Consider the following 19223-nt stretch of genomic DNA (forward strand, 5'->3'; position numbering starts at 1 on the left):
CGTCAGGCCGGGCGCGATCCCGCGGACGGTTGCACTTTCTCGTCCCGCGCAAACCAGGCTACATACAGCGTCGGCAGGAAGACCAGCGTCAGAACGGTGGCGACCAGGAGTCCGCCCATGATCGCGAATGCCATCGGTCCCCAGAATACTGTTGGCGCGATTGGAATCATCCCGAGAACAGTCGATACGGCCGTCAACATGATCGGCCGAAAACGGGAGCTGCTGGCATCCACCGCAGCGTCCCAGGCCGTCTTGCCCAAAGCGCGTTCGGCGTCGATCTGACCGATCAGAATGACCGCGTTCTTGCTGATCATGCCGAGCAGCGCGAGCACGCCGAGAATGGCGACAAAACCCAGGGGCCTGCCGGACAGCATCAACGCTGCAACCACGCCGATAAGGCCGAGCGGCGCTACGCTGAGCACCATGAACAGTCTCGGAAAGCTCTGGAGCTGCACCATGAGGACGGTAAACATGACGAACAGCATCACCGGCACCACCGCCAGCACAGACGCCTGCGACTTCTGACTTTCCTCCACGGTGCCACCCACGACGACGCTGTACCCCGACGGAAGGCTCTTTCTGAAGTTCTCGATCGCCATCGAAAGCGACGTAACCACGCTCTCCGGCAGCTTGTCGCCGGCAATAGCAGCCTGAACCGTCAGGGTCGGAATGCGGTCGCGCCGCCAGACGAGCGGAAACTCCTGGTCATATTCGAAGGAGGCGAACTGGCTGAGAGGAACAGTTTGCCCACCCGGCAGCGCCACTTGCAAGTTGCGCAGACCGTCCAGCGAGCCCCTCTGCTCGTTGGTCGCGCGCGCCACCACATTGACCAGATAGATATCGTCGCGAACCTGGGTAATGGGTGTGCCGGATATGACCGTATTCAGGACTGTCGCGATCGCTTGCGAACTGAGGCCGAGAAGGCGAGCCTCGTTCTGGTCCACGCGAATACGCACTTGGCGATTGGGTTCCATCCAATCGAAATTCACCTGTTTGGTGTCCGGACTGGAGGCTACGATCTGTCCGACTTTGAGCGCGATTTCGCGCACCCGTTCCACGTCGGGCCCACTGACCCGATACTGCACCGGCCATCCAACCGGCGGTCCGAGCTCAAGCGGAGAAACGAACGCAATCGCGTTAGGAAAATCTTGCGCGAGCAGCTTTTCGAGCTTGGAATGCAGGCGCTCGCGTGCAGCGACATCCTTGGCGATCACCACGGCCTGCGTGAAGAAATCGTTCGGGAGCTGAACATTAAGGGGCAAATAGAAGCGGATGGCGCCGCGCCCGACATAGGTGCTCCACCGCGCCACATCGGCATCGGTCGAAAGGGCAGCATCCAGGCGCTTTGCCGCAGCCTCGCTCGCGTGGATTGAAGAGTTCTGCGGCAAGCTCAGGTCCACGAGCAATTCGGGACGGTCCGACGATGGAAAGAATTGTCGCGGGATGAGCGGCAGCGCAAGCACCGAACAAACGAAGAGCGCCAAGGAGATCGCGATCGTCAGCCATTTCGCGCGCATCGCGAAAGTCAGGAAACTCCGATACATGCGGAAGATCCTGCCCGGATCCGCCGTACTTGTCTGCTTCGGTGGAACAAGGATCGCTGCTCCGAGCAGTGGCGTGAAAATGACCGCAACGAACCAGGAAACCAGAAGTGCGATCGTGACCACTGCGAAGAGCGAGAACGTGTATTCACCGGCGGAACTCGCGGCAAAGCCGACCGGTATAAAGCCCGCTATCGTGACTAGCGTGCCCGCGAGCATCGCCATTGCATGGGTCCGATATGCGAAAGTTGCCGCCTCGATCTTACTGGCGCCCTCTGCGAGTCGACTGAGCGTCGCATCGGTCGTGGTCATCGCATCGTCGACCAGCAATGCGAGCGCAATGATGAGCGCGCCAAGCGATATTCGCTGCATATCGATGCTGAGAAGTCCCATGATCGGAAACACGATCGCCAGCGTGAACGGTATGGCCAGCGCGATGATCAAGCCGGGTCGTACGCCCAGGCTGATGAAACTCACCACCATGATGATGCCGATCGCCTGCATCAGCGAGACCGTAAACTCGCGGATCGCCTGGTCGACGACAACGGGCTGGTCCGCGACCAGGCTGGGCTCGATTCCAATGGGTAGATCCGCGGTGATTTGCGCCATTGCCTTTCCGATATTGGCGCCGAGCGCGAGAATGTCGCCGCCATCCCGCATGGCGATTGCAAGGCCTATTGCCGGTTTGCCATTGATCCGAAACATCGGCTGGGACGGATCCGTGTAGCCGCGTCGCACCTGCGCAATATCGCTCAGGCGAAGCATGCGGCCGCCGGCGGAAAAATTGATGTTGGCGATGTCCTGCTCCGACTGGAAGCTGCCTGATACCCGAATCGAGATGCTTTCCAAGCCGGTCTGAATCGTTCCCGCCGGACGCACGATGTTTTGCGACTGGAGCGCCGCAATAAGAGCGGACCGATCAATTCCGAGGGCCGCGAGCTCCTTCGTGGAAAACTCGACGAAGATCACTTCATCCTGTTCGCCCAGAAGCTCAATCTTTGACACGTCAGGGACGAGAAGCAGCCTTGAGCGGATGTCCTCGACCCGATCGCGCAACTCGCGCTGAGTGAAGCCGTCACTGGTAAAACCATAGATGATGCCGAATGTATCACCGAATTCGTCATTAAACCCCGGCCCGATCACGCCTGCGGGCAGTGTATGACGCATGTCTCCGATCGTCTTTCGTACGTGGTACCAGGTGTCGGCCACCTGTTTCGCATTCGCGCTCCCCTTCAGATTTACAAAGACGGTCGCGACACCGGCCCTTGTGAAGCTCCGCAGGAAGTCCAGATGCGGCGTTTCCTGCAAGTGACGTTCGAGGCGCTCAGTCACCTGCTTCATCGTCTCTTCCACAGTTGCGCCGGGCCACGCGGCCTGGACGACCATGGTCTTGATGATGAAGGCGGGATCTTCGTTGCGCCCCAACCGGAAATAGGACAGCGCCCCCCCGACCACCGCAATCATCATCATATAGACGACCAGCGAACGGTGTTTCAGAGCCCAGTCGGAAAGATTAATTCCGCTCATGGCTCGGATCCAAGAATCCGGACCTTCTGACCCGGATGCAGCGCCTGAACGCCGGCGGTGACAACTATTTCGCCGATGTCGAGCCCCTGGGAAATGATGGCCTGCGCTTCATCGAATCGCAGCACGTCCACATTGCGCACCGCGACCGTCGCGGTGGCCGGGTCGACGACCCATACGGCGGGCTGCTCGTTCATCCTGGTCAGCGCGGAAGATGGAATATCGATCATCGGCCCTGCAGTGGTACTCACTCGCCCTATCACTGACGCACCCAACCGCATCGCGGCCGGCGGATCCGTCAGGCCGACCTTGACCTCGAAGGTTCGGGTCACAGCACTGGCCTGTGCAGCGACTTCGCGAATGCGCCCTTGCGCCGTTATCGACGGATCGTCAGCCAAGCTGACAGTGATCTCTGGATCGGTGGAGGCCGACCTGATCAATTGAGCGGGGACATCGAAGATCGCATCGCGACCGTCCTGCCGTGCGATCCTGGCGATCATCTGCCCGACTTGGACGACCTCGCCGGCGACCGGACCTGTAGCTGTTATCACACCGGGCGCATCAGCCTTGAGTTCGGTGAAACCAACGAGGTCATGCGCAGAACTCAGTTGCGCTTCGGCCGCATCGACTTGCGATTGCGCGGTTTGCCGTGCCTGGGTTGCGGCATCATAGTTGGCGCGCGTGGTCCACCCCTGCGCCAACAGCGTCTCCTGACGATCGAAGTGATTGCGCGCCTGGGTCAATTGCCCCTGAGCGGCGGCAAGGGAGGCCTGCGCCTGCCGCAGCGTGCTCAGTTCATTCTGCGACTCCAATCGTGCCAGCACCTGGCTGGCCTTGACCCGGTCGCCTATCTTGGTGTCATTACTCAACAATCGTCCCGAGATCCGGAATGCGACATTCACCTCGTCTTCTGCCTCGACCCGTCCGGAGAATGTCAGCGGCGTTGTGACCTTGCGTTTTTCTACGGTCGCTGTGCGTACGATCCGCGGCGGGGATGCGTCCTTGGTTTCGGTTTCCCGTCCACATCCTGCCAGCATCAGCGAGAACGCCGTCACCAGCGTCGATGTGAGGATGTTTCGGGGCGCGGATCGGCTGCCGTGCATGAACATGACCTGTTCCGTTCCGGAAGTGAGATCTTGCCGGGGGGATTGCTCAGTCCGCAGTCGCATTTTCCCCGGTACCGCCATCCGCATTTTTGCCGAAGGAGTCCGCCGTCAACATCGGTAAATCTACTCGGTGGCGCCGGATGGAATCCGTGCTCGGCCATCAGCAGATTCCTGAGACATGATCAGGCAATCACCCGATGTCGCCGGTTCCGTCCACGACGCATGATGCAATCGTCAGGTGAAGCAGTCGCGACCCCTGTCGCGGCTCCGCCGTTCTCGTCTGGGGCGCGCAAACGCGCTTCTTCAAAACACGGCAGACCCGGACGACACAATCCGGGAGCAACCGAGGAAACCGGGATGACAGGGTCCTCAGGTGATCGATATGGGCGTGCCGTCGTCGAGGTTGGAGGATCGTGGCGAACTGCGACTTTCAGAGCCGCATTTTTCCTTTGCCTCTGGCTCGTGCTTGCCGGCGCCAATCCGACCGATATTCCTGCCGCGGCGGCAGCAATCGCGGCAGCAACCTGGGCAAGCCTGCGCTTGCTGGAGCCGAGCAGATCCCGGCGGTCAATTCCTGCCATGGTCCGCCTGGCGCTGCTTTTCCTGTACCAATCGGTGGTCGCCGGCGTAGACGTCGCACGCCGCGCGCTCGATCCCCGGCTGCCGCTGCGGCCGGGATTTGTGTTCTATCCGACCGGCCTCTCACGCGGGATGCGACGTAACGTGTTCACGACACTCACCAGCCTTTTGCCTGGCACTGTGCCAACCGGGGAGGAGAACGGGCAGCTCGTCTATCACTGTCTCGACGTCGAGCAACCTGTCGTTGCCGAACTTGCCGCGGAGGAAGCGGCGTTGGTTCGGGCCCTCTACAATGACTGAATTCCTGACCGCCGCAGTCGGCTTGATCCTGGCGATGCTGGGGCTCGGGCTGGTCTCCATCTTGCGTGGCCCGACAGATGCCGACCGGATGATGGCGGCGCAACTGATCGGGACTGCCGGCATTGCCGTCTTGCTACTGCTCGGCACCGTGACAGGCGTGCCGGCGGCCGTCGACGTGGCATTGATACTGGCACTGCTCGCCACTTTCGCATCCATCGCATTCGTCAAGAAGGGGCTCTCCCGCCTCGAAACCGATGGGGCCGATCCGGGGGAGGACAGATGAGCGTCGCACGCGACATCATCACGGTTGCGGGAGTGTCGGCAGGCGTATTCTTCTTTTTCGCCGGCACCGTCGGCCTTCTTCGCTTTCCCGACACCCTGACTCGTCTGCACGCGCTCAGCAAGGCCGATAACCTCGGCCTGGGTTTCGTCGTGCTCGGGCTGCTCCCCCAAACAGGAGGTCTGCGCGACGGACTGAAGCTGATCAGCATCTGGATGCTCGTGCTGCTCGCGGGCGCCACGGTCTCCCAATTGATCGCGCGCACGGCACGTCAGAGTGGGTCAGGCAAATGAACATCGCAACAGTGTTCGAGATCGCGCTCGCCGCCGTGGTGCTGGGCCTCGCCATCTGGACGATCGCCGTCCCCGACACCTATTCGGCCACGGTCGGTTTTATCGCCTACGGACTGCTGGTTGCGCTGATCTGGGTCCGTCTTGACGCCGTCGATGTCGCGCTGACCGAGGCTGCAATTGGCGGAGGCCTCGGCGGCGTCGTGCTGTTGGGTGCGGCCGCCCGGCTGCGCGATACCGAGGCGATGACAACGGAAGGGCCCAGCCTGATCGTGCGCTTGAGCGCGGCCATACTGTCCGCGTCGATCGCCGCAGCGCTGGCCGTCACGATCCTGCTGCTGCCCGATCCGGCGCCAACGCTCGCGCCCGCCGTCGTCGCGAATGCCGGGGCGACCGGAATGGCCAACCCCGTCACCAACGTGCTCATGGCATTCCGCGGAATGGACACCATGCTCGAGAAGGTCGTGCTCCTGCTCGCCATCGTCGGTGTCTGGTCGCTTGCGTCGGACCAGGCCTGGGGCGGTCGTCCCGGACCACGCCATCAAGCTGATCCAAATGGCGTTCTCGCCTTTCTTGCGCGCCTGTTGCCACCCGCCGGCATCGTCGTCGGCATTTACATGCTGTGGACGGGCGCTGATCACCCCGGCGGAGCATTTCAGGGCGGCGCGGTTCTGGCATCGATGTGGCTGCTGGTGATCATGGCCGGGCTGGTGGATACCCCGCCCGTGCGCAGTCGATGGCTACGTCTCATCCTGGTGGCCGGCCCCGGCCTATTCCTTGCCGTCGGCCTTGGCGGGCTCTGTTTTGGGTCGGCGTTCCTTGCCTATCCCGTTGCGTTCGCCAAGCCGCTAATTCTGAGCATTGAGGTCGCGATGCTCCTGACGATCGCGACGACGCTCGGCCTGCTGCTCGCCGGTGCACCTGAAAGGAGCGCTGAGCGATGAGCTCCGTGACGGTGTTCGGACTATGCGCCGCCGCGGCGGTCGGGCTCGGGCTCTACGGCCTGATTGCCAATCCGCAACCGCTTCGCAAGATCATCGCATTCAACCTGCTCGGCAGCGGCGTGTTTCTTCTGTTCGGCATCGTCGGGCGGCGAGGCGCCGCAGCGGGCTTTGGCAACGACCCGGTGCCGCAGGCCATGGTGATCACAGGAGTCGTGGTCGCGTTTTCCGCAACGGCTCTGGCGATAGCCTTGTTGCTGCGGCTTTTTCAGATCGCAGGCTCGACGACGCTCAATAGTCGGGGGGCGGCGAGCCCGCGCTCCGATCCGTCCGGTCACTGATGCTGCCCCCCGCCCCCGCGCTGGTGACCACCGCCGGCGGCTTTCTGCTGGTGCTGTCGATCGTCGTACCGGTCGCGGGCGTCTTGCTGGCGTTCGCTCTCGGCCAGCGCTACGTCCGGCAGGTTGCCTCCACGGTCGTACCGGTCGGGTCGGCGATTGCTCTCGCCGTTCTCGTGCTCTTGCCTCGGAGCGACGGCCACCTCGTCTACCTGCTCGGCGCCTGGCCACCCCCGCTCGGCGTAGCCCTCCGCGCGGACGGATTGTCGGCGGTCATGCTCGCGACGACGGCGGTCGTGATCTGCGCGGTCGCCATTTTTGCCGCAACCGATTTTCGTCCGCAATCTGTCGAAGCGCGCGCACCTTTCGCATTCTGGATCCTGCTTCTGGCAATCTGGGGTGCGCTGAACACGATCTTCGTCGCGGGGGACCTCTTCACGCTGTATGTTGCGCTGGAATTGCTCACGTTCGCCGCGGTGCCTCTGGTCTCTCTCGACGGTCGCGCGGAGACGCTTCGGGCTGCGCTGCGGTATCTGCTCTTCGCACTGCTCGGCTCGGTCCTCTACCTGATGGGCACCGCGCTGCTCTATGGTCTCTGCGGCACCCTTGATATCGAGTTGTTGTCGCATCGCGTGAGCGCGGACTCCGGCGTGCTCATCGCGGCAGCCTTGATGACGACCGGTCTCCTCGCAAAAACTGCACTCTTTCCGTTGCACCTCTGGCTGCCGCCCGCTCACGCCGGCGCACCGGCCGCAGCTAGCGCGATCCTGTCCGCCCTGGTCGTGAAGGGATCGTTCTTCATCCTTGTGCGGCTCTGGTTCCACGTCATGCCGGGTTTGCCCGGCTTGGCTGCCGCACAATTGCTCGCGGCGCTGGGAGCCGGAGCGATCTTGTTCGGAAGCGTTGTCGCTCTCCGGCAAGAGCGCCTCAAGCTCCTGATTGCCTATTCGACGCTGGCTCAGATCGGGTATCTCTTCCTGATGTTTCCTCTTGCGTTCGGCGCGTCCGGGAAGCTCGAAAGTGACCAGGCCCTGGCGGGCGGCCTGTTGCAGGCAGTTTCCCATGCGACTGCCAAGGCGGCGATGTTCATGGCCGTCGGATCAATCTACACCGGGCTCGGCCACGATCGCATCACCGGGCTGCGCGGTGTCGCACGGGCCCTGCCCTTGAGCGTCCTGGCGTTCGCAATTGGCGGTATCGCCCTGATGGGTGTTCAACCGAGCGGAGCGTCACTCGCGAAGGAGTTGTTGCTCCAGGACACGGCGAGAACGGGGCAGTGGTGGTGGGCCGTCGTGCTCGAGGCCGGCGGAATGTTCACGACGGCCTATGTCGTGCTGGTCCTGTCCCATGCGCTCGCGCCATCGGACCAGCCGATTGCCCTCGTCGGCCCGGCACCGCTCAGCCGCGACCTCGCGGCACTTGCCTTGGCCCTCTGTTCTTTGTTCCTTGGCTTGCTGCCCTGGGATTCGTATTTGCCGGTCCCGTATGATGCGACATCGAAGCTGTTCGGCATCGACGCGCTATCCAAATTGCTCCTGCCGGTGCTGGGAGGGGCGGCGCTCGCGATCCTGCTCAGCCCGTGGCCACACCCGCTGGGCTCATCCGCGGCCTGGAAAGCGCTCATGAGAGTGGTCGGTCCGCTCCGGCGCGGCTGTCTTGGATTCGGCAGCCTTGTCGAAAGAAGCGACGAAGTTCTCCGTCAATGGTCCGCCGCGGGCATCTCCCTGCTCCTGGTGTCGCTGCTGCTCGCCGCGTCGATGTTAGCCGCAAATTGAAGACTCAGAACAGCCGGATCGCGCAGATCGGGCCGAGGGATTCCCCTGCTCTAATGATCCGGAACATTCTCTCCCGCGCCCAAGGGTTTTCTCGGATGTCGAGCTTGCAATTCGCCGTTTAGTCTCCGCGCCATGCAGTTGGCATCAGTCTTCCCGCGGACCCTGCGGGAATGCCCAGGAGGTCTCCATGTCTGATCTGGTTGCGATCGTATACCCGACCGAAGCAAAGGCCGAAGAAGTCCGGAATCGGCTGTTCAAATTGCAAAAGGAATATTTGATCACCATCAGTGACGCCGTGATCGCCGTCAAGGCCGAGAACGGCAACATCAAGCTCAACCAGCTCGTCAACACCACGGCAACGGGCGCGATTACCGGCAGCTTCTGGGGACTCCTGGTCGGCGTGCTCTTCCTCAATCCGATCATCGGTGTCGCGGTCGGCGCTGCGTCCGGCGCGCTTGGAGGCGCCTTGTCCGATTTCGGCATCAACGATTCCTTCATGAAGGAGCTGTCCGCTTCGCTCCATCCCGGCAACGCCGCGCTCTTCGTCCTGATCAAGAACATGACGGCCGACAAGGTGTTGAACGAAATCAAGGATGCCGGCGGAGTCGTATTGAAAACGTCCCTGGACGAGACCAAGGAAAAGATCCTGCGCGATGCGCTCGCCAGCGCGGCGGAGCGGCCGGCGGCCTGAAGCCGCCTACCGCCTGCCGCCGAGCAGGCGCAGCAGCATCATGAACAGATTGAGGAAGTTGAGGTAGAGCGACAGTGCCGCGATCACAGACTTGCGGCCTGCCGTCGTCGCATCGTCTCTGCTCTCGTACATCCCCTTGATCCGCTGCGTATCATAGGCTGTGAGTCCCGCAAAGACGCCAACGCCGACGATCGAGATCAACCAATCGAGCCCCGTCGACCTCAGGAAGATATTGACCAGGCTTGCGACGATGATGCCGATCAGGCCCATGAACAGGAAGCTGCCGACTGCGGACAGGTCGCGCCTCGTGGTGTAGCCGAAGACGCTGAGTGCCCCGAACATCGCAGCCGCGATGAAGAACACGCGCGTTATCGAGGAGCTGGTGTAGATGTGCAGCAGCGTCGAGAGCGAGACGCCGACCAGCGCCGCATAGACGAAGAACAGAATGCGCGCCGTTTCCGCCGACAGCGTATTGATGCGCGCCCCGATGAAGAACACCAGCCCGAGTGGCGCCAGGATGAAAACCCACATCAACGGGCTCTCAAGCAATGCGGGCCCCATGAGCTGATACGTCAGCCACGCCACAATTGCGGTCAGGCCCACGCCCGCGGCCATATAATTGTAGATGCGCAGCATGTAGGCGCGCAATCCGGGATCGATCGCAAGCGCGCTGCCACCAGTGCCTGAGGCAGTCAGATTCGGATCATAATTCGACATCGCTTGCCTCCTCGGTTTGGTTCGCATGAACAAACCAAGCTAGCGGTGCGGCCCTTGCGGGGACATCGGATGATCACCCGAGCGTCGGAAGATGTATCACCCTATCTCGGGATACCCGTATCCCGTCAGAGCGACTTACCGAAACGTAACCCTGGGTTGCCCCAGGCTTCTCATCCTTTTTGCCTGGACTCTGACACCTTTGTCACTGGAAGCTGGTCACGCACCGGCCTAATCCGTTCGCATGCGCTACTTCTTTCACATCGTCGACAGATACGGCCTTTGTCCGGACGGAATTGGATGCGAGTGCGCCGACCATGACGCCGCCGTTCTGCACGCCAGGCATATCGCGACTGAACTCGCTAAGGCAGGCGAGTTGTTCCGCGCGAGCTTCGTGTTGGTCGCCCCGGCCGCTGCGCCCGGATCGGCAAGTCCTCATTAGAGGAGTCGGCCGATTTCCTGCCTCGCCCGCTACATAGAATCCCTGATGTGCCGACCGAGAAGCTGCCTCTAGTCTCGTAACCGAGGGTGGCGGGCCTACCCCGTTCAAATTCGACCCTTCCGCCCACCTCATCTCCGGGGTTGAGGGCTCGCCGCACGCGTCCGCGTCTATGCGTTGGCCGTCGGCGCCATCTCGATCTGAAGTGTTGTGGGTCAGTTGGAGACAAACATGAATGTCCGGACCATTTGCGGTGCCGTGATCCTTGCCGGATCGATTGCGTCCGCGCAGTCGACCAGTTCCCAGGCGCAGACAACCGATCCGGCCGCATCCGTGCCAAAGCAGGTCACGACACCTGCCCCAAGCACCGCCGCGCCAAATACGAATACGAACCCCACCAAGCATCGCTACTGGCGTCATCGCGGCGGCTCGCATCCCCATTTTGGCAGCCGTCGTGTTCGCACCTGAGCCCCGGCGCGACAGTTCGTCATTGCAATCCGCCGCCGAGACACCCCGATCGATGAGCGATGTGAGGACAGGACAAGAGCAACCGCGCGAGGCCGTGGTCCGCGATCCTCCAGACCAGGGCATGACCGACAGGCGGCGCGGCTTTCTCGCAACGGGTCTCGCCCTGCTCGCCATCTGCGTTGCTCTCTTCCTCGTATGGCAAACGGCCTCGAGTCTTCTCATCATCTTCGCAGGCGTACTGTTTGCTGCCTTTCTGGATGCCGCCGCACGCGCACTGGCGCTACTAATTCCACTCAATCGTGTCTGGCGGCTGACATTCGTGCTGCTGCTGCTCACCACCTTGGTCGGACTAGGCCTCGTCTGGGGAGGCGGCAAGCTGCCGGAGCAAACACGCATCCTGCTGAAGGTCATGGACACCCAGTTCGACGTCTTGCAGCAACGCCTTCTGACGTACGGCGTCGATCTGCTTGGTCCGGAATCGGGGCGCGATTTTGCGCAATGGCTGCTGTCCGATCAGGGCCGGTTCTTCAGCCACGCCCAGCTCGTCGTTGGCAGAGCGTCGAGCTTTCTGACCGGTGTGCTGGTGATCGCGTTCCTCGGTATCCTCTTCGCCTTTGATCCCACCAGCCATCGCGAGAGTCTGGTGATGCTGGCGAAGCCTTCCTATCGCGCCCGAACACGCGCCGTAATGAACGAGATGGGAAACGTCCTGCGGCTGTGGTTCGTCGGACAGCTGATCCGCATCATCCTGATGACACTGTGCGTGTGGGTCGCGCTCTATCTGATCGGGCTTCCCGGCCCGTTCGTGCTTGGGCTGCAGGCGGGCCTTTCCAACTTCGTTCCGTATCTGGGACCCATCCTTGCCGCGATCCCGATCGCGCTCGTCGCGATGCCGCTCGGCGCATCGCTGCTGATCTGGGCCGTCGTCATCTACACAATCATTCAATCGATCGAGGGCTATGTGATAGGCCCGTTGATCCAGCGCCAGGCGGTCGAAATTCCTCCCGCATGGACATTGGTCGCGATCGTACTGTTGGGCGCAATGCTAGGCGTGATGGGTATCGCACTCGCCATGCCGCTGGTCGCCGTCGGCCGGGTCGCGATCATCAGATTCTACGTCGAGGATTACCTCGGCGATAGCAGCGGGCGGATGTCCAACAGGGGACCATCGCAAATGGGCGCGCCATGAGCGAGATTCGAGCCGAACGGAACAATGGAATGGAGCCATCCCCGGCGCACGCGCGGATGACACATTTTCTGTGGCAGCAACTTCCCTACATCATCGCACTGGTGCTCGCCGTCGCGGGCGTCGCCTATACCAACGCCTCTCACCAGCCTCTCGTTGGCTATTGGGAATTTCTCGCGCTTGCCATCGGCGTTGTGTGCGTCATCAACAAATGGCCGGAGGTCGATGGCAAGGAGGCCCGGTGGCGACTGATCTGGACCCAGGCGCTGCACTGGGTTGCCGTCCTGGTCACGATGAACATCATGCTGGTGTCAGGCGTTCAGCAATTGTTGCCGACGCCGGCAACCAGCCTCGTTCTTCTCACATTACTTGCGCTCGGTACCTTCCTCGCGGGCGTCAGTCTTCTGTCGCCGCAAATTGCCTTCCTCGGCCTTGCGATGGGCGTCACGGTTCCGGCGATATCCTGGTTACAGCAATCCATCATCTTCTTCCTGTTGGGCGCCGTCCTGCTGATCGGCCTCGGCATCACGTTCTGGCTTCGCCAGGATCGCAGCCCAGGGAGTTCGCCCACCGACACCGGAAGTCAAATGGAGGCCTGAATGCGCATTAACCTGCTTCTTGCGATCATCTCTGGATCCGCCTTGATGTGCGCCGACGCCCTGCCCGCACGCGCCGAGGCCTTCAGGGTCGGCCGGCTCGTATGCACCAGCACTCCGCGCGTTGGGCTGGTGCTTGGCTCCGCGCAGGAGCTTCGTTGTATATTCATCACGAGACGCCCGGCCCGGCAGTACGTCTACGACGGACGGATCAGGCGCGTTGGTCTCGACATCGGCGTGACCAGCGCAGGAACCCTCTCATGGGCCGTCTTCGCCAGGAACTCGCGCGTCGGCCCCGGCACGCTGCGCGGGAGCTACGTGGGGGCGAGCGGCAATGTCGCGTTCGGCCCCGGTCTCGGAGCGAACGTTCTGATCGGAGGCTCTCGCCGGACGATTGCGCTCCAGCCTCTGTCGATCGAGCGATCGATCGGATTGAACCTTGCGGCGGGAGTTACGAACCTGACACTCGGCCCGCGCGGACCGGAATAGCGGCTTGTCCCGAACCCCGGAGCAAGGAGGGGACAATGGACCTTGCGGACGTCTCGGTCAGGATGCTGGCGGCGGGTTTCCTGACATTCACCGCTGACGGCACGGGCTGGACACAGCCAGCCGCAGACCCTCCGCCCGCTGTCGGCATCGTGGAAGCGATCAGACGATGGCATGCTCGCCGCAAGCTCAATCGGGATTTTTATGGTGCCGATGCTCTACGTCCCGTTTCAGCGCCTGCGCGAGCGCGCGAAGGCACGACCGGTCCCGACGCGGACCACATGACCCGAGTATCCAGGACGGCGGGAATACTCCGAACCAATTGCTCGGGGTTTCGTCGGATGCACCGCGGTCGCCGCCATTGCGGGTGGCGGTGGAGGTGACCGTCCGCGATCCCTTTGCGGACGGGAAAGGACAGAGCTGCGCTTCCGCAGCGATCAGCTCTGCTTCACCGCCGCGATCGGTTGCGAAGCGCGGCGGCGCCGAGCCGCTGATTTCGTTCACTCTTCAATCAATTTAGCTCTGATCGCGTAGCGGACCAGTCCAGCTATCGAATTGACCCCCAGTTTTCCCATGGCCGACGCCCGATGCGTTTCCGTGGTCTTCACGCTTGAGCTCAGCATCGCGCTGATACCCTTATTGCTGTACCCCTCGGCCACAAGCTTGACAACGAGCCGCTCTCGCGGAGACAGCTTCACATGCCCCTCGCCAGCTTCGTCTTCTCGACCCGACTGACCACAAAATCGTCCGCCGACGAATGGCTTACGTGCCATTAGCGCTTCAACAGCAGCCAGCAGCAGCTTGTTTGCGTCCGACTTGACCAGGAACGCGCGCGCACCCGCTTGAAGTGCCTCTTGAGCCAGCACGCCGGATTCGTGCGCGGTAAAGATCAGCACCTCAGTTTCGCGGAGATGTTTTCTTATTCCTCGGGTTATTTCCAGTCCCGTCATGCGCGGCATGAAGAAGTCGACGATCGCAACATCGGGCCGCTCTTTGAGAGCGGCCTCAAATGCCGATTTTCCGTCGGACGCCTCGGCGACAATCATCCAACCCGGCCGCTGCTCGAGGACCGCCCGTAGCCCGGATCGAACAGCATCATGATCATCAGCAATGAGAATTCGTTTCATGAGAGGGCTGCCTCGATGATCTTGTCGTAAGAAAACCTGGACGAACTATGGGCTCTGCGTTTCAGCAGCATCTCCAACCGGGCCATCTCATTCGCGCGCAAGAGCACATGGAAAGGTCGCGCGCAGGATGGTTCCGCGCCGCAGCGTTGTGGGTGCCGATAATATCTCAAGCTGCCCTCCCATCTCTTGCAATCGAGCTCGCATGATACGGATTCCCGCTCCGGGTACCCACGGACGAGAGCGGCATGCGCCATCTGCAGCGACCATGCCTTGTCCGTCGTCTCGAACCTCGAGCTTGAACTTCCTGTCCCTCGCCCCGATAGTTATGGCGACCTGTGTCGCCTTGGCGTGGCGGTAAACGTTCGTCAGGGCCTCCTGAACAATTCTCAGCAACGCTCGCTGCGCCCCGTATGGCAGGCCGTCGACCGCGGACGATATCGAAACCTCAATATTCAGCGGCGTTCGGGCTGCGAACCCTTCTGCGAATTGCTCGATTGTCGTCCTGAGCCCTCCTTCAAACAGGTCCTGAGGGTGAAGCAGATATGTGAGAGACCGCAATTCCTTCATAGCGCGACCGATCGAGATGTCGAGCTGATCGCAATGTCTCGTCGCCTTCAGAGGATCGCCGAGCGCGCTCCTTACTTGCATCAGAATGAGGCTCGCCGCCGCCAGATGCTGGCACGTTGAATCGTGAAGCTCCGACGCAATTTGACGATGAACTTCTTCCTGCAGAGCGAGCTGTTCGGAATTCGCCTTGCGCGCATGCCTCGATCCTCCGGAGGCATTTCGAACATGTCGGCTGACCGGTATCTCCTGAAGGGACATGATACACTCGCCTTCCTGCAGTGCTAACTTTCGAACTGCTAGTTTCCTGGCATATGCAGACAACTCTCCGATAAATTTAGCCTACCGCCGCGACATACGACCAAACAATCAGTATAAGCCACTACGTAGAAATCCTCTAGGCAGCCAATCCCCGTCGTGTGCCGAGCATCCCAAATTTGGCGCGATGCTCCCTGATTCAAATCAAGGAGCTGCATGCAAGGAGCAGCATGCGGGTCGTCGAAAACGCGATTATGAAGACGCGTCCGTCAATCTGCGCGCTGTGTCATCGCCCGCCTGACGGCGGCGGCAGCAATCGAGCGGCCCGGCGAGGGTGTTGCGCCGCAGAACAGTCCGCCGCTGTTTAGGTAAGACGTCTTTCCATATTCCGCCCGGGGCCACTTCTTTGAAATTCCGGGTGGATCCTTGGACATGGCGGTAGGTTCGATGCTCGATACGGGGACCAGGCCTGCTGCTCGCAGACTATATGCTCTTGTTGGAACGCAACCTGCCAAATCTGACTATCGATGGTGCGGCGCGCCTTCCGAATGCCGTTCGAGCCATGGTGGCGGGCTGCGTTTCTCCTTCTGATGATCGATCGGCATGGGCGCTCCCACAGATCAGACCCACGCTGCTGGAAAAGGTCCGTCAGGCGGTTTCCAAAAGTCTGCCTCTCCATCCTTGGGCCCAGACCAACTGTGTCGCCAAACGGCCATGTCGCGGTCCCAGCTCTATCGCGTCCTCGAGAGCGAAGGCGGCGTGGCGAGTTACATCCAGCGCCGTCGTCTCTCTGAAAGCTTTTCCATGCTGTGTGACACTTCAAATGCGCAGCCGATCGGCGAGATCGCGACAAGTCTGTGCTTCGCCGATCAGTCGAGCTTCAGCCGTATTTTCAGACGCGAGTTCGGTATGACGCCGACAGACGTGCGCGCATCCGTACATTCAGGGCTTCCGCCGCCATCGGCACGTCGTCCAGGTCCATCAAGTCCTGCACATAGTCAGAGGAGCTGGCAGCCAGCGCCTTCGTGTTGTCGTTCAAACCCCTCGTCGATTGAGAACGACACTGCTTTGATTACGTCGGCAAACTTGGCAGCTTCCTGGCCTGAAGCCATCGGCTGAGCCCCGATCCGCACATGGTCGGGATGCTCGTCGTCTAGGTTCTTCTGCTGCATGATTTTCAGACCATCGAAGAAACCGAGTACGCTTTCGATGAACTTGGGATCATCGAAGATGCGCTCTGCGCAACCCATCGGTGTCTTTGATCGCATCGCGTATCAGTGGTATGATGATGCGCGCTGAAGCCCATGGAAAGCCGAAAGTGTAAGCCAAGGTTGTCGTTTCAATGCGGACCAGGCCCCGACTTCGCGACGTGACCAAGCCCCTGGGCCAAGCGGCGGTGGGCACGTTGACGATCGGAATATTACGTACCGCTCGCTATTTCGATCCAACCAAGACCGCCAACTTATTCGCTCGGATCACTCGCTCAATCGGGCCCATGATGCGGGAGCAAAAGACCGGTCGAGCCAATCTAACCGCCGCATTTCCGGAAAGATCGCCTGCGGAGATCGATACCATTCTCGCAGGCGTCTGGGACAATCTCGGTCGAGTCGGCGCCGAATTCGCGCATCTTGATCACATCTGGAACTACGATCCCGCGCGGCCCGAGGATAGCCGGATCGAAATCGACAAGCGCTCGTATGATTTGTTTACGCAGTTGCGGCTCGACGGGAAACCGGCGCTGATCTTTGCGAGTCATCTCGCTAACTGGGAAATTCCGGCCCTGGCAGCCGTCGCGCACGGGCTGGATACCGCGATCCTGTATCGCCGACCCAACATCGCGTCCGCCGACCGCATCATCCAGGATTTGCGCGCCGTGAAAATGGGCACACTCATTCCAGCGGGTCGTGACGCGCCCTTAAGACTTGCCGAGGCCCTTAAAAGTGGCCAGCACGTTGGAATGCTGGTCGACCAGTATCTGACCAACGGCGTCGAGGTTACTTTCTTCGGCCGCAAGACCAGGGCCAATCCGATGCTTGCCCGACTGCTGCGGCAGATTGAGTGCCCGATTCATGGTGTGCGCGTCATCCGTCTGCCCGGACAACGCTTTCGTGGCGAACTGTCTGAAGAAGTGAAGCCGGTCCGCGATGCCGCCGGACAAATTGACATTCAGGGAACGATGCAAGCGGTCACGTCGGTCATCGAGGGCTGGATCCGCGAATATCCCGATCAGTGGCTGTGGCTACACCGTCGCTGGAGGTAGCACTTGACTAACCGCGGTCACCCTTAGTGGAGGTACATCGTCCAACTCGGCAATGCGGCGGTCAATCTCGCCGATCACGCGTTCCGAGAACGGCCCGAGGTGCATGTACAACGCCATCAGCATCACGATGTACCGTAGCGCGCCCGGATTGGTCTCCGCGACTTCGACGAAGGTCTTCCAGAACGGCTCGCGAACCTTCGGCAGAGCCCGCATGATCTTGTGTACGCTGTCGATGCCGCCAAGCCTCTTGCGCACATCGCCATCCGGGAGATCGCGTCGCCGGTCGGACCGGTCGAGCATGGCTGCGAGACGCGACAGCCGTCCAGCATATGCTACCGGACTGTAGACGTGCCCGAGCACGGCCTTGTAATCGGCAAGGATGTCACGAAGCGGACGCTTGGTATCGAAATTACAGCCGAGCGTGCACTGATCGCCCATCTGCTCGACGTTCATGAGGTCATGGCCCTGGTGCAAGCGGCCTTCCGCAGCCAACCGCCGTGTAAGCTGCGTCCCAGGCAGCGCATAAAGCAGTCCAACGATGGAGACTGGAATGCTCGCCTCCTCGATGAGGTCGGCCATTGCCTGTCCTATCGAGGCATTTTCGCTATCGAACCCGACGATGAAGCCAGCGGTGACGAACATGCCGTAGCCGTAAATCTTGTGAATGCACTCGGCGATGTTGCGCTTGGTATTCTGCTTCTTCTTCATCTGCACGAGCGTCTCGGGATCCGGGCTCTCGATGCCGACGAAAATCGCGAAGAAGTTCGCATCCTTCATCGCCTGCAGCAGTTCGCTGTCGTCCGCGATGTTGATCGAGGCTTCGGTTGAGAACTCGAATGGATAATCGTGGTCTTCCAGCCAGGCTTTGAGCCGCGGCATCAAGGTGCGGAGGTTCTTCTTGTTGCCGATGAAATTGTCGTCGACGAAATCGACATGCCCGCGATAACCGTGATCGTAGAGCGCCTGCAACTCTGCGAGAATCTGATCGTTGGTCTTGGTACGCGGCACACGACCATACAGCTCGATAATATCGCAAAACTCGCAGGTGAACGGGCAGCCACGCGAATACTGCAAGCCGACGTATAGATAGTGATCGAAATTGAGAAGATCGTAGCGAGGCATCGGGCTCAGCGTGACATCTATCTTGAATTTCTCGGCGACGAACACGCCCTTGCGTTCGCCGCTTTCCCAGGCGGCGATGAACTGCTCGATGACATGCTCGGCCTCGCCGATCACCTGAAAGTCCGCGTCCGCGTAAAGATGCGGGCTGGAGGAGACGTCCGGCCCACCAACACATACTGGCTTGCCGCGCAGATGGGCGAGATCGATCAGGTAGATGGCATCAGGCTGCTGGTTGAGCATACCGCCGATCATCACAAGATCGGCCCAATCGAGGTCCGCATCTGTCAACGCTTCGGTATTGCGGTTGACGAGCCGGATGTCCCAATGCTTCGGCAACATAGCGGCGACGGTGATCAGGCCGAGTGGCGCCGTTGGATACTTCGCGCCGACGAGTTCGCAGGCCTCCGCATAGTTCCAAAACGAATTCGGAACGAACTTCGGATAGATCATCAGGACGCGGCATGGGATTGTCATGCTGTTCCAGCCCAGGCGTTGATGGCACAATGCCCCGCTGTTGATCGGGGCTCAAGGGTTCGCTTCGCTTATCGATAAGGCGTCTGAGTACTGGTGGAGGTGAGCGCTGCGGTTCAGTTCGCGCACCTCGGCGGTAGTGCATTGCGAATCAATCAGGCCTGACG

The 19223-nt window shown here is 61.0% G+C and carries 20 protein-coding genes and 1 pseudogene; 13 read left to right on the forward strand and 8 right to left on the reverse strand.

Annotation, left to right across the window (positions count from 1 at the left end; genetic code table 11):
- Window positions 1-2: 2 nt before the first annotated feature.
- Complete coding sequence (locus tag ACKWRH_RS33145; RefSeq protein WP_445216946.1) at window positions 3-3068, reverse strand: efflux RND transporter permease subunit; 3066 nt, start codon at window positions 3066-3068, stop codon at window positions 3-5.
- Window positions 3065-4168, reverse strand: coding sequence for an efflux RND transporter periplasmic adaptor subunit (locus ACKWRH_RS33150; RefSeq protein WP_445222513.1), 1104 nt, complete (start codon window positions 4166-4168; stop codon window positions 3065-3067). Before ACKWRH_RS33150 ends, ACKWRH_RS33145 begins: the two co-directional genes overlap by 4 nt.
- Before the next feature lie 465 nt (window positions 4169-4633).
- Between ACKWRH_RS33150 and ACKWRH_RS33155 the strand changes: the two genes are divergently transcribed.
- The 7 genes from ACKWRH_RS33155 (at window position 4634) to ACKWRH_RS33185 (ending at window position 9365) form a co-directional block, all read left to right on the forward strand.
- Window positions 4634-5050, forward strand: coding sequence for a Na+/H+ antiporter subunit E (locus ACKWRH_RS33155; RefSeq protein WP_445216947.1), 417 nt, complete (start codon window positions 4634-4636; stop codon window positions 5048-5050).
- On the forward strand, window positions 5043-5333 hold the full coding sequence (locus tag ACKWRH_RS33160) for a monovalent cation/H+ antiporter complex subunit F (protein ID WP_071911305.1): 291 nt from the start codon (window positions 5043-5045) through the stop codon (window positions 5331-5333). The genes ACKWRH_RS33155 and ACKWRH_RS33160 overlap by 8 nt, the downstream gene beginning before the upstream one ends.
- A complete protein-coding gene (locus tag ACKWRH_RS33165; protein WP_445216948.1) occupies window positions 5330-5623 on the forward strand; it encodes a cation:proton antiporter in 294 nt (97 codons plus the stop codon). Before ACKWRH_RS33160 ends, ACKWRH_RS33165 begins: the two co-directional genes overlap by 4 nt.
- Before the next feature lie 11 nt (window positions 5624-5634).
- Window positions 5635-6564: an MnhB domain-containing protein gene (locus ACKWRH_RS33170; protein ID WP_445216949.1), complete on the forward strand. Its 930-nt coding sequence runs from the start codon at window positions 5635-5637 to the stop codon at window positions 6562-6564.
- Complete coding sequence (locus tag ACKWRH_RS33175) at window positions 6561-6902, forward strand: NADH-quinone oxidoreductase subunit K (RefSeq protein WP_445216950.1); 342 nt, start codon at window positions 6561-6563, stop codon at window positions 6900-6902. The genes ACKWRH_RS33170 and ACKWRH_RS33175 overlap by 4 nt, the downstream gene beginning before the upstream one ends.
- The gene (locus ACKWRH_RS33180) at window positions 6902-8674 is read left to right on the forward strand and encodes a complex I subunit 5 family protein (RefSeq protein WP_445216951.1); all 1773 of its coding nucleotides are present in this window, start codon (window positions 6902-6904) and stop codon (window positions 8672-8674) included. The genes ACKWRH_RS33175 and ACKWRH_RS33180 overlap by 1 nt, the downstream gene beginning before the upstream one ends.
- A gap of 187 nt (window positions 8675-8861) precedes the next feature.
- Window positions 8862-9365: a DUF1269 domain-containing protein gene (locus ACKWRH_RS33185; RefSeq protein WP_254115840.1), complete on the forward strand. Its 504-nt coding sequence runs from the start codon at window positions 8862-8864 to the stop codon at window positions 9363-9365.
- Window positions 9366-9371: 6 nt separating this feature from the next.
- On the opposite strand, the gene ACKWRH_RS33190 is transcribed toward ACKWRH_RS33185, so the two are convergent.
- Window positions 9372-10082 carry a Bax inhibitor-1/YccA family protein gene (locus ACKWRH_RS33190; protein WP_445216952.1) on the reverse strand — a complete coding sequence of 237 codons (711 nt, stop codon included), beginning with the start codon at window positions 10080-10082 and terminating at the stop codon, window positions 9372-9374.
- A 241-nt stretch (window positions 10083-10323) separates the two neighbouring features.
- Here ACKWRH_RS33190 and ACKWRH_RS33195 point away from each other — a divergent pair, with 241 nt between their 5' ends.
- From ACKWRH_RS33195 to ACKWRH_RS33210, 4 genes are all read left to right on the forward strand, one after another.
- Window positions 10324-10521, forward strand: a complete 198-nt coding sequence (locus ACKWRH_RS33195; protein ID WP_445216953.1) for a DUF6894 family protein — start codon at window positions 10324-10326, stop codon at window positions 10519-10521.
- 517 nt (window positions 10522-11038) lie between these two features.
- The gene (locus ACKWRH_RS33200) at window positions 11039-12175 is read left to right on the forward strand and encodes an AI-2E family transporter (protein ID WP_445222514.1); all 1137 of its coding nucleotides are present in this window, start codon (window positions 11039-11041) and stop codon (window positions 12173-12175) included.
- Entirely contained in the window at window positions 12172-12771 is a 600-nt protein-coding gene (locus ACKWRH_RS33205) for a hypothetical protein (RefSeq protein ID WP_063981771.1), read from the forward strand. Before ACKWRH_RS33200 ends, ACKWRH_RS33205 begins: the two co-directional genes overlap by 4 nt.
- The gene (locus ACKWRH_RS33210) at window positions 12772-13257 is read left to right on the forward strand and encodes a DUF992 domain-containing protein (protein ID WP_445216954.1); all 486 of its coding nucleotides are present in this window, start codon (window positions 12772-12774) and stop codon (window positions 13255-13257) included.
- 186 nt (window positions 13258-13443) lie between these two features.
- Here ACKWRH_RS33210 and ACKWRH_RS33215 read toward each other — a convergent pair whose 3' ends face one another.
- The 3 genes from ACKWRH_RS33215 to ACKWRH_RS33225 all read right to left on the reverse strand — a co-directional run bounded on the left by ACKWRH_RS33215 (window position 13444) and on the right by ACKWRH_RS33225 (window position 15206).
- Window positions 13444-13758, reverse strand: a complete 315-nt coding sequence (locus ACKWRH_RS33215; RefSeq protein WP_445216955.1) for a hypothetical protein — start codon at window positions 13756-13758, stop codon at window positions 13444-13446.
- The gene (locus ACKWRH_RS33220) at window positions 13755-14381 is read right to left on the reverse strand and encodes a response regulator (RefSeq protein WP_445216956.1); all 627 of its coding nucleotides are present in this window, start codon (window positions 14379-14381) and stop codon (window positions 13755-13757) included. Before ACKWRH_RS33220 ends, ACKWRH_RS33215 begins: the two co-directional genes overlap by 4 nt.
- Before the next feature lie 87 nt (window positions 14382-14468).
- The gene (locus tag ACKWRH_RS33225; RefSeq protein ID WP_445216957.1) at window positions 14469-15206 is read right to left on the reverse strand and encodes a sensor histidine kinase; all 738 of its coding nucleotides are present in this window, start codon (window positions 15204-15206) and stop codon (window positions 14469-14471) included.
- A 600-nt stretch (window positions 15207-15806) separates the two neighbouring features.
- Between ACKWRH_RS33225 and ACKWRH_RS33230 the strand changes: the two are divergent.
- Window positions 15807-16124: pseudogene (locus ACKWRH_RS33230) on the forward strand (helix-turn-helix transcriptional regulator); the annotation flags it as partial.
- A 77-nt stretch (window positions 16125-16201) separates the two neighbouring features.
- On the opposite strand, the gene ACKWRH_RS33235 reads toward ACKWRH_RS33230, so the two are convergent.
- Window positions 16202-16453, reverse strand: a complete 252-nt coding sequence (locus tag ACKWRH_RS33235; RefSeq protein WP_445222635.1) for a hypothetical protein — start codon at window positions 16451-16453, stop codon at window positions 16202-16204.
- Window positions 16454-16545: 92 nt separating this feature from the next.
- Here ACKWRH_RS33235 and ACKWRH_RS33240 point away from each other — a divergent pair, with 92 nt between their 5' ends.
- The gene (locus ACKWRH_RS33240; protein WP_445216958.1) at window positions 16546-17463 is read left to right on the forward strand and encodes a lipid A biosynthesis lauroyl acyltransferase; all 918 of its coding nucleotides are present in this window, start codon (window positions 16546-16548) and stop codon (window positions 17461-17463) included.
- On the opposite strand, the gene ACKWRH_RS33245 is transcribed toward ACKWRH_RS33240, so the two are convergent.
- A complete protein-coding gene (locus tag ACKWRH_RS33245; RefSeq protein ID WP_445216959.1) occupies window positions 17443-19059 on the reverse strand; it encodes a B12-binding domain-containing radical SAM protein in 1617 nt (538 codons plus the stop codon). The genes ACKWRH_RS33240 and ACKWRH_RS33245 overlap by 21 nt on opposite strands.
- Between the last annotated feature and the right edge of the window lie 164 nt (window positions 19060-19223).

This window comes from Bradyrhizobium sp. Pa8, from assembly GCF_052588265.1.

Excerpts from the sequence above, each read along its gene's own strand:
- ACKWRH_RS33190 (WP_445216952.1), bottom strand. The coding sequence starts at position 10,082 with ATGTCGAATTATGATCCGAATCTGACTGCCTCAGGCACTGGTGGCAGC.
- ACKWRH_RS33165 (WP_445216948.1), top strand. The coding sequence starts at position 5,330 with ATGAGCGTCGCACGCGACATCATCACGGTTGCGGGAGTGTCGGCAGGC.
- ACKWRH_RS33195 (WP_445216953.1), top strand. The coding sequence starts at position 10,324 with ATGCGCTACTTCTTTCACATCGTCGACAGATACGGCCTTTGTCCGGAC.
- ACKWRH_RS33145 (WP_445216946.1), bottom strand. The coding sequence starts at position 3,068 with ATGAGCGGAATTAATCTTTCCGACTGGGCTCTGAAACACCGTTCGCTG.
- ACKWRH_RS33225 (WP_445216957.1), bottom strand. The coding sequence starts at position 15,206 with ATGTCCCTTCAGGAGATACCGGTCAGCCGACATGTTCGAAATGCCTCC.
- ACKWRH_RS33185 (WP_254115840.1), top strand. The coding sequence starts at position 8,862 with ATGTCTGATCTGGTTGCGATCGTATACCCGACCGAAGCAAAGGCCGAA.
- ACKWRH_RS33220 (WP_445216956.1), bottom strand. The coding sequence starts at position 14,381 with ATGAAACGAATTCTCATTGCTGATGATCATGATGCTGTTCGATCCGGG.
- ACKWRH_RS33200 (WP_445222514.1), top strand. The coding sequence starts at position 11,039 with ATGAGCGATGTGAGGACAGGACAAGAGCAACCGCGCGAGGCCGTGGTC.
- ACKWRH_RS33175 (WP_445216950.1), top strand. The coding sequence starts at position 6,561 with ATGAGCTCCGTGACGGTGTTCGGACTATGCGCCGCCGCGGCGGTCGGG.
- ACKWRH_RS33235 (WP_445222635.1), bottom strand. The coding sequence starts at position 16,453 with ATGGGTTGCGCAGAGCGCATCTTCGATGATCCCAAGTTCATCGAAAGC.
- ACKWRH_RS33160 (WP_071911305.1), top strand. The coding sequence starts at position 5,043 with ATGACTGAATTCCTGACCGCCGCAGTCGGCTTGATCCTGGCGATGCTG.
- ACKWRH_RS33240 (WP_445216958.1), top strand. The coding sequence starts at position 16,546 with ATGCGGACCAGGCCCCGACTTCGCGACGTGACCAAGCCCCTGGGCCAA.
- ACKWRH_RS33180 (WP_445216951.1), top strand. The coding sequence starts at position 6,902 with ATGCTGCCCCCCGCCCCCGCGCTGGTGACCACCGCCGGCGGCTTTCTG.
- ACKWRH_RS33245 (WP_445216959.1), bottom strand. The coding sequence starts at position 19,059 with ATGACAATCCCATGCCGCGTCCTGATGATCTATCCGAAGTTCGTTCCG.
- ACKWRH_RS33150 (WP_445222513.1), bottom strand. The coding sequence starts at position 4,168 with ATGCACGGCAGCCGATCCGCGCCCCGAAACATCCTCACATCGACGCTG.
- ACKWRH_RS33205 (WP_063981771.1), top strand. The coding sequence starts at position 12,172 with ATGAGCGAGATTCGAGCCGAACGGAACAATGGAATGGAGCCATCCCCG.
- ACKWRH_RS33210 (WP_445216954.1), top strand. The coding sequence starts at position 12,772 with ATGCGCATTAACCTGCTTCTTGCGATCATCTCTGGATCCGCCTTGATG.